Annotated in this window: 7 protein-coding genes and 1 riboswitch; of the genes, 5 read left to right on the plus strand and 2 right to left on the minus strand. The window is 62.5% G+C overall.

Features of this window, described 5'->3' with window-relative positions:
- Nucleotides 1-96: 96 nt before the first annotated feature.
- A riboswitch (TPP riboswitch) is annotated at nucleotides 97-202 on the minus strand.
- 205 nt (nucleotides 203-407) lie between these two features.
- Nucleotides 408-1,841: a TolC family outer membrane protein gene (locus tag V3W27_RS21265; protein ID WP_330207452.1), complete on the plus strand. Its 1,434-nt coding sequence runs from the start codon at nucleotides 408-410 to the stop codon at nucleotides 1,839-1,841.
- A gap of 168 nt (nucleotides 1,842-2,009) precedes the next feature.
- On the opposite strand, the gene waaA is transcribed toward V3W27_RS21265, so the two are convergent.
- Nucleotides 2,010-3,284 (minus strand): lipid IV(A) 3-deoxy-D-manno-octulosonic acid transferase, encoded by a 1,275-nt coding sequence (gene waaA, locus V3W27_RS21270; RefSeq protein WP_330207453.1) that lies wholly within the window; start codon nucleotides 3,282-3,284, stop codon nucleotides 2,010-2,012.
- A gap of 11 nt (nucleotides 3,285-3,295) precedes the next feature.
- Nucleotides 3,296-4,198: a LysR family transcriptional regulator gene (locus V3W27_RS21275; protein ID WP_096794744.1), complete on the minus strand. Its 903-nt coding sequence runs from the start codon at nucleotides 4,196-4,198 to the stop codon at nucleotides 3,296-3,298.
- Between the two features lie 102 nt (nucleotides 4,199-4,300).
- Here V3W27_RS21275 and V3W27_RS21280 point away from each other — a divergent pair, with 102 nt between their 5' ends.
- The 4 genes from V3W27_RS21280 to V3W27_RS21295 all read left to right on the plus strand — a co-directional run bounded on the left by V3W27_RS21280 (nucleotide 4,301) and on the right by V3W27_RS21295 (nucleotide 7,822).
- A complete protein-coding gene (locus V3W27_RS21280; RefSeq protein WP_003221050.1) occupies nucleotides 4,301-4,633 on the plus strand; it encodes a DMT family transporter in 333 nt (110 codons plus the stop codon).
- Nucleotides 4,634-4,837: 204 nt separating this feature from the next.
- A complete protein-coding gene (locus tag V3W27_RS21285; RefSeq protein ID WP_247269723.1) occupies nucleotides 4,838-6,013 on the plus strand; it encodes an NAD(P)/FAD-dependent oxidoreductase in 1,176 nt (391 codons plus the stop codon).
- Entirely contained in the window at nucleotides 6,010-6,822 is an 813-nt protein-coding gene (locus V3W27_RS21290; RefSeq protein ID WP_247269722.1) for an aldo/keto reductase, read from the plus strand. The genes V3W27_RS21285 and V3W27_RS21290 overlap by 4 nt, the downstream gene beginning before the upstream one ends.
- A gap of 31 nt (nucleotides 6,823-6,853) precedes the next feature.
- Nucleotides 6,854-7,822 (plus strand): hypothetical protein, encoded by a 969-nt coding sequence (locus V3W27_RS21295; protein WP_027611383.1) that lies wholly within the window; start codon nucleotides 6,854-6,856, stop codon nucleotides 7,820-7,822.
- The last annotated feature ends 51 nt before the right edge of the window (nucleotides 7,823-7,873 follow it).

Below are 7,873 nucleotides of genomic sequence, written 5' to 3' on the forward strand. Positions count from 1 at the left end.
GAAAGGCACGGACGCACCAGGACTGGTGCTGTGCATCGTCGTCGAGCGTTCGATTGTCGAACAATTTCCCGGACGAAGCACAAGAGGACTCGCCGGGTGACGAGAAATCTTGTTCCCTACGCAGGCGCTAACCTGATCAGGTTCAACGGGATCCGAAATTATTCGATCTCAGCCTCATAGCAAGGCACCCCGACAAGAACCCGGCCAGTCTAGACACAACCGGCAAAGAACGCCAACACCGCGGCAAACACCATGATGAATGGCGCAATTACCGGGACTTGCAGGATTGTTGCCGCACGATTGCGCAACTACACTCGCTGTGCCCTGCGCGCCTTGACGCTGCCGGGGCCGCGCCGTAGCCTTGGCGCGCACATTATTTCCGTAATATTTTTGCTAGGGATCGCCTCATGCTGCGCAAACTTTCACTGGCTGTTGCCGTGTCTTGTGCGTCCAACGCAATGGCCTGGGCAGCAGAAGCGCCCTTGTCGACCAAGACCGATCTGGTCAGCGTCTATCAGGAAGCCGTCGACAACAACGCCGATCTGGCCGCCGCCCGCGCCCAGTACGGCGCCCAGAAAGAAGTGGTGCCGCAGGCCCGCGCGGGGTTGCTGCCTAACCTGTCCGGCGGCGCCGAAGTGGCGAATGTGCGCACCTCGATCGACCAGCCTTCAGCCATTGCCAATCGCAGCGCGCATTCCTATCAGGCGACTCTCGCCCAGCCGTTGTTTCGCGCCGACCGCTGGTTCCAGTACCAGGCCGCCAAGGACGTCAACGAACAAGCCGCCCTGCAACTGTCGGCCACCGAGCAGAACCTGATCCTGCAATCGGCTGAAAGCTACTTCAACGTGCTGCGCAGTCAGGACAACCTGGCCTCGACCAAGGCTGAAGAAGCCGCGTTCAAGCGTCAGCTCGACCAGTCCAACGAGCGTTTCGATGTCGGCCTGTCGGACAAGACCGATGTCCTGCAATCGCAGGCCAGTTACGACACCGCGCGCGCCAACCGCATTGTCGCCCAGCGTCAGGTCGACGATGCGTTCGAAGCGCTGATCACTCTGACCAACCGTCAGTACAACTCGATTCAGGGCATCGTCCACACACTGCCGATCCTGCCACCGGCGCCAAACGACGCCAAGGCCTGGGTCGAAACCGCGGGCAAGCAGAACCTCAATCTGCTGGCGAGCAACTTTGCGGTCAGCTCCGCCGAACAGACCCTCAAACAGCGCAAGGCCGGTCACCTGCCGACCCTCGATGCCGTGGCCAAATACGAAAAGGGTGACAACGACGCCCTCGGTTTCGCCAACCCGAACGCCTTCGGTACGCCGTACAGTGGCAACGTCGAGCAAAGCACCCTGGGCCTGCAACTGAACATTCCGATCTACAGCGGCGGGCTGACCAGTTCGCAAGTGCGCCAGTCCTATGCGCAACTGGATCAGAGCGAGCAACAGCGCGAATCCCTGCGTCGGCAGGTGGTGGAAAACACCCGCAACCTGCACCGCGCGGTGAACACCGATGTCGAGCAGGTGCAGGCGCGCCGCCAGTCGATCATCTCCAACCAGAGCGCGGTGGAAGCCACGGAAATCGGTTATCAGGTGGGTACGCGCAACATCGTCGATGTGCTCGACGCCCAGCGTCAGCTGTACACCTCGGTGCGCAACTACAACAACACTCGCTACGACTACATCCTCGACAACCTGCGCTTGAAGCAGGCGGCGGGGACCTTGAATCCGGGTGACTTGCAAGACCTGGCGCGCTATCTGAAGGCCGACTACAACCCGGACAAGGACTTCCTGCCGCCGGATCTGGCCAAGGCAGCGGAAGCACAGCTCAAGGCGCGGCCCTAAACAATCTGGAAAATCCCCTGTGGCGAGGGGATTTATCCCCGATGGGGTGCGTAGCAGCCCCAAAACCATTCACCGCGGTGATTCAGTCTGATATGGCAAGCAGGGTTAACGACTGCTGCGCAGCCGATCGGGGATGAATCCCCTCACCACAATAAATGTTCCAGGCAACTACTTGATCAATCGGCCCAGCCCATCCAGCAACCGCTGCAGCGCACCCTGATTACGCCGCATCACCGCCAGCCCCGCCTCGGCCATGCGCTGGGCATCGCGCGGCAATTCGAACAAGCGCTGCACTTCCACCGCCAGCCCTTCGGCATCATCCACTTCGGCCAGCGCGCCGGCTTCGCGCAACTGCGCGGCGATGTCGAGGAAGTTGAACAGGTGCGGGCCGCTGAGTACCGGTTTGGCCAGGGCCGCCGGCTCCAGCAGATTGTGCCCGCCGTTGGGCACCAGGCTGCCGCCGACGAAAGCACTGTCAGCCAACGCATAGAGAAACAGTAGCTCGCCCATGGTGTCGCCGAGCAGCACTGAAGTGTCCGCTTCGACGTTGGCACCGGTGGAACGGCGCACCGTGGCAAAGCCTTCACGCTGGCACAATTCGAACACCGAGTTGAAGCGCTCGGGATGGCGCGGCACCAGGATCAGCAATGCATTCGGGTAGTTCGCCAGCAGCCGGCGATGGGCGTCGAGCACCACTTCGTCTTCGCCTTCGTGGGTACTCGCAGCGATCCACACCGGGCGCTCCAGCGCCTGCCATTGGCCCCGCAACTCATGGGCGCGCTGCAGCAGTTGCGGGTCGATGGTCAGGTCGAACTTGATCGAGCCAGTGACCTCGACCGTCTGCGGACGCGCGCCGAGATCGCGGAAGCGCTGGGCTTCGGCCTCGGTCTGCACCGCGAAAAAACTCATCTCCGCGAGCATCGGCGCGGTCAGTTTGCTGAAGCGCCCATAGCCCCGGGCCGATCGTTCGGACAACCGGCCGTTGGCCAGCACCACCGGAATCCCGCGCTTGGCGCACTGATGGATGTGGTTGGGCCACAGTTCGGTTTCCATGATCACCGCCAGTTTCGGTTTGGCGTGATCAAGAAAACGCGCCGCTGCGCACGGCAAGTCGTAGGGCAGATAACAATGCTGGATGCGCGGTTCGCCGGCGAACAACGCCTGAATCCGTTCCGATCCGGTCGGGGTCATGCAGGTCACGGTGATCGGCAGCTGTGGATAACGCTGCAGCAAGGCGCGAATCATCGGCGCGGCGGCAATGCTTTCGCCCACAGACACCGCGTGCACCCAGATCCCGCCGGGTTGCAGTGGTGGCATCCCGTAGGAGAAGCGCTCGCCAATCCGTTTGGCATACGCCGGGGCCTTGCGCGAGCGCAGCCACAGCCGAATCGCCACCAATGGCAGCCCCAGGTAAAACAGCGCGGTGTAGAGAGTTCTATTCATGGCGGCGGAGTTTATCGACTTTTGTCGCCAATCGCCCGCAAGTGCACGGCAAAACGTTCAGCCAGCCAGCGCGCAGCCGGGCCGAGGGGTTCATCCCGGCGCCAGACCAGCTCCACCACCAACGCCGGCGGGGTCCATTCGCTGTCCAGTTCGACCATCAACCCCTGATAGGCCGAATACTGCACCACATGCCGGGGCAGCCAGGCCCAGCCCAGATCCCGCACCAGCCATTCGGCCATCACATAGAAACTGTCAGCGCGCCACACCTGCGGACTGGCCGGTTCGTTGCCGGGGTAGACGCTGGTTTGCGTCGACATCAGCAATTGCCGATGCTGTGCCAGTTGCTGGCAGGTGACGTAGGACTGCGTCGCCAGCGGATGATTGATGCCGCAGACGGTGACCATTTCTACCCGGCCCAGTACCCGTCGTTCCAACGCTTCGGGGATTTCATCGTGATAGAACAGCAGGCCCAGATCGGCGCGACGCTCGACCAGTTTGCGTGCGACTTCACCCTGGGCGGCACTGGTCAGTTGCACTTCGAGACTGGGAAATTGCTCGGCCAACGCATCGAAGCTTTCTACCAGTGCCTGATATGGCATGGCTTCATCCTGAGCAACCCGAAGCTGCGCTTCCTGACCGCGCATCATCGCCATCGCCCGCCCATTGAGGCGCTCGCATTGGCGCAGCACTTCCCGGGCTTCTTCGAGCAACGCTTCGCCCGCTTCGGTGAGCCTGGGTGAGCGACCACTGCTACGCTCGAACAGGCTGACGCCCAAATCGTCTTCCAGCATGGCAATCGCACTGCTGATCGCCGACTGCGCCTTGCGTTGCTGGCGCGCCACGGCAGAAAACGAGCGCTGTTCGGCGACGCTGACGAAGGCGCGCAGTTGTTCCAGATTCCACAGGGTATTCATGCAGCAACCCATCTTCAAAACAGATAGGTAATGACTTTACCCCATCTGGCGAGCGACTAGAATGCCGCCTCAGCAAGCAACGTTTTACATGAGGATCTACACATGAACGCCTACGCCTTTCTGGCCATCGCCATTTGCGCCGAAGTGATCGCCACCGTTTCGATGAAAGCGGTCAAAGGCTTGAGCACCCCGCTGCCGCTGATTCTGGTGATCGTCGGCTACGGGATCGCCTTCTGGATGCTGACGCTGGTGGTGCGCACTGTGCCGGTGGGAGTCGCCTACGCCGTGTGGGCGGGCATGGGCATCGTCATGGTCAGCGTCGCAGCGCTGTTCATTTATGGGCAGAAGCTGGACGTGCCGGCGATGCTCGGAATGGCGCTGATCGTGCTCGGCGTGGTGGTCATCCAGCTGTTCTCCAAGACTGCCGGGCACTGATTTGCAGTAACGCAAATCCCCTGTGGGAGCGGGCTTGCTCGCGAAGGCGGTGTGGCAACAACATTTCTGTTAACTGACACACCGCATTCGCGAGCAAGCCCGCTCCCACATTTGGTTTTGCATCTGCCCTGTTGATCATCGACAAATCCCGCTCTTTCCCGAGTCTGTATACTGCGCCCTCGTCTTGAACACTGAGGTCGTTGCATGCCATCCGTTATTTCCACCGACGTTCTGATTGTCGGCGCTGGTGTCGCCGGCCTCTGGCTGAACGCGCGTCTGCGCCGTCAGGGTTTTTCGACCGTGCTGGTGGAAAGCGCCAGTCTCGGCGGCGGGCAGAGCGTGAAGTCCCAGGGCATCATTCACGGCGGCGCCAAATATGCGTTGCACGGTGCGCTGACCGGCGCCTCGGAAGCCATCGCCGACATGCCGCGCCGCTGGCGTGAAGCGCTGGCCGGCAACGGCGAGCTGGACCTGTCCGGCGTGCGCCTGTTGTCCGAAGCGCATTACCTGTGGTCGCCCGGCACCCTCGCCGGCAACCTCACCAGTTTCTTCGCCAGCAAAGCCGTGCGTGGCCGGGTCGATCAGGTCAAGGGCGATCAACTGCCGCCGGCCCTGCAAGACAAGCGCTTCAAGGGCAAGGTCTATCGCCTCGCCGAACTGGTGGTTGACGTGCCGAGCCTGATCCAGCGCCTGGCCGATCTGGCCGGTGACGGCCTGCTCGCCGGGCAAACCATCGAGCCGCTGCTGGAAGCCGGTGTGCTGGTCGGCCTGAAGGTCGACGGTCGCGAAATCCACGCCCAACGCATCGTCCTCAGTGCCGGCGCCGGCACTGCCCGATTGCTGGAAGACCTGGGCCTGACCCATCCGCAGATGCAACGCCGACCGCTGCACATGATCATCGCCAAAGGCCCGGGCCTCAAACCGTTGTACGCCCATTGCCTGGGCGGCGGCACCAAACCGCGCATCACCGTGACCACGCACCCGGCCGCCGACGGTCAGTGGGTCTGGTACATGGGCGGTGACATCGCCGAAAGCGAAGGCGTGGCCCGCGAACCTGCCGAACAGATCGCCACGGCGCAAAAGGAGATCGCACAGCTGTTGCCGTGGATCGACCTCAGCACCACGCAATGGGCGACCTTGCGCGTCGACCGCGCCGAGCCGCTGCAAACCGGCCTGAGCCGTCCGGACAACGCCTTCCTCGCCGAGGAGGGTCGCCTGCTGGTCGGCTGGCCGACGAAACTCGCACTGGCACCGGACTTCGCTGACCGGGTCATCGCTGCGCTGGAGCGCGACGGCATCCAGCCGCAAGCTGCCGAGCCATTGCCGACACTGCCAAAACCACCGATGGGCGTACCGGCCTGGGAGCAACTGTTGCCATGAGCGTAGCGACCCTGCACGAACTGCATCGCCCACTGGGCAGCACCGGCCTGACGGTCTCGCCGCTGGGCCTGGGCACGGTCAAACTGGGTCGCGACCAAGGGGTGAAATACCCCAACGGTTTTCAGATTCCCGATGACGATGCCGCGCGCATGCTGCTCAGGCAGGCACGCGAATTGGGCATCAACCTGATCGACACCGCCCCGGCCTACGGTCGCAGCGAAGAACGCCTCGGCCCGTTGTTGCGCGGCCAGCGGCAGGACTGGGTAATCGTCAGCAAGGTCGGTGAAGAGTTTGCCGACGGCCTGTCGCGCCATGACTTCAGTGCGGCGCACACGCGGATGTCGGTGGAGCGCAGCCTGCAACGTCTTGAAACCGATTTTATTGACCTGGTGCTGGTGCACTCCGACGGCAACGATCTGGCCATCCTCGAACACGAAGAGGTCTACGCCACCCTCGCCGCACTCAAGGCCGAGGGCAAGATTCGCGGTTTCGGCTTCTCCGGCAAAACGGTCGAGGGCGGACTCAAGGCGCTGGAGCAAGGGGACTGCGCGATGGTCACCTACAATCTGAACGAACAGAACGAGAAGGCAGTCATTGACTATGCTGCTGCCCACGGCAAAGCCATTCTGGTGAAAAAAGCCCTGGCCAGCGGCCATGTATGCCTGAGTCCGGGCGTGGATCCGGTGCGCGCCAGCTTCGAGTTGTTGTTCCAGCAGCCCGGCGTAGCCAGTGCTATTGTCGGGACGATCAATCCGCTGCACCTCGCCCATAACGTTGCGACCGTTGCCCAGGTCCTCCGTGGTCACTGACGCCGCCCCGCGGCCTTAAGCAGGAGCCGACATGCCGCGCACGCTCATCAGAAAGAACCCGAGCAACTTCAAGACGCTGCCGCTGTTCGTCGAGGCCACGCCCGAAGGCCTGACGTATCAGAGCGTCGGCATGCCGCTGAATTTCGCCCAGACCCTGCAGCGGCGCAAACCGGTGAGCGTGGCGGATGCCGAGCGCTTTGCGGTGGAACTGGCCAACCTCGGGGTCTCTGTGCGCCTGACCCTGCACTGGCAGAATCGCGATTACTGGGTGCTGGTGCGCCAGCGTCGGCAGGATCGCGGGGACGTCGTGCTCAAGCTGATTTCCGGTTACGTGCCTGCTCAAGAACTGAACATCCCGCTGCACACGGCGATTCAGGAAATTGCCGAAGAGTGCCTGCTGGAAACCCCGGAAGGCTGGCTCGGCGGGCGCTTCAACGACACCTGGCTACCGGCGCCCTACGCCTCCGCCCTGCATTATCGCGAGGCCCTGCCGTTTCGCCTGACGCCGCAGTCCGGCTCGGCGCGGCCGGTGCGCTGCGCCAATCTGCAATTGCTCGAACGACCACGGGCCTACGTGCATCTGCCGACCGCATCGCTGCAACTGATCTACGACTTGCGCCTGGACGTGCCCAAGGAAGCCAAATCCCTGAGTCTGTTTCACGTCGATGAACGCCTGGAAGGTGATCAACTGGTGGCGCGACTGGACCGCAAGCGCCCGGATTTGTACCTGATGCCGTTGCAGGACGGCGAACCGCTGGCCGAACTGTATACCTTGAAGAAAGGTCAGCTGTCTCCGGCGGGCACGCGCGGTCTGTATCTGGCCGAAAGCTTTGCCAGACAGGATGGCTGGCTGGTGCGTGACGAGCGGATTCGCTGGAAGGACTGGTTACGCCAACAAGGCCTGACCCCGCCGGAGAAACCCACGGGACTGGCGCGGTTGCGCGGCAAGGCCAGGCAATTGCTGAAGAAGATCGTACCGCGCAAGAAAGTCAGTTCCTGAAAAGCAAAAGATCGCCGCCTGCGGCAGCTCCTACAGGGAAACGCATTCCAA

Source organism: Pseudomonas sp. AM14(2022), from assembly GCF_036346455.1.
GTDB classification, from domain to species: Bacteria; Pseudomonadota; Gammaproteobacteria; order Pseudomonadales; family Pseudomonadaceae; genus Aquipseudomonas; species Aquipseudomonas putida_A.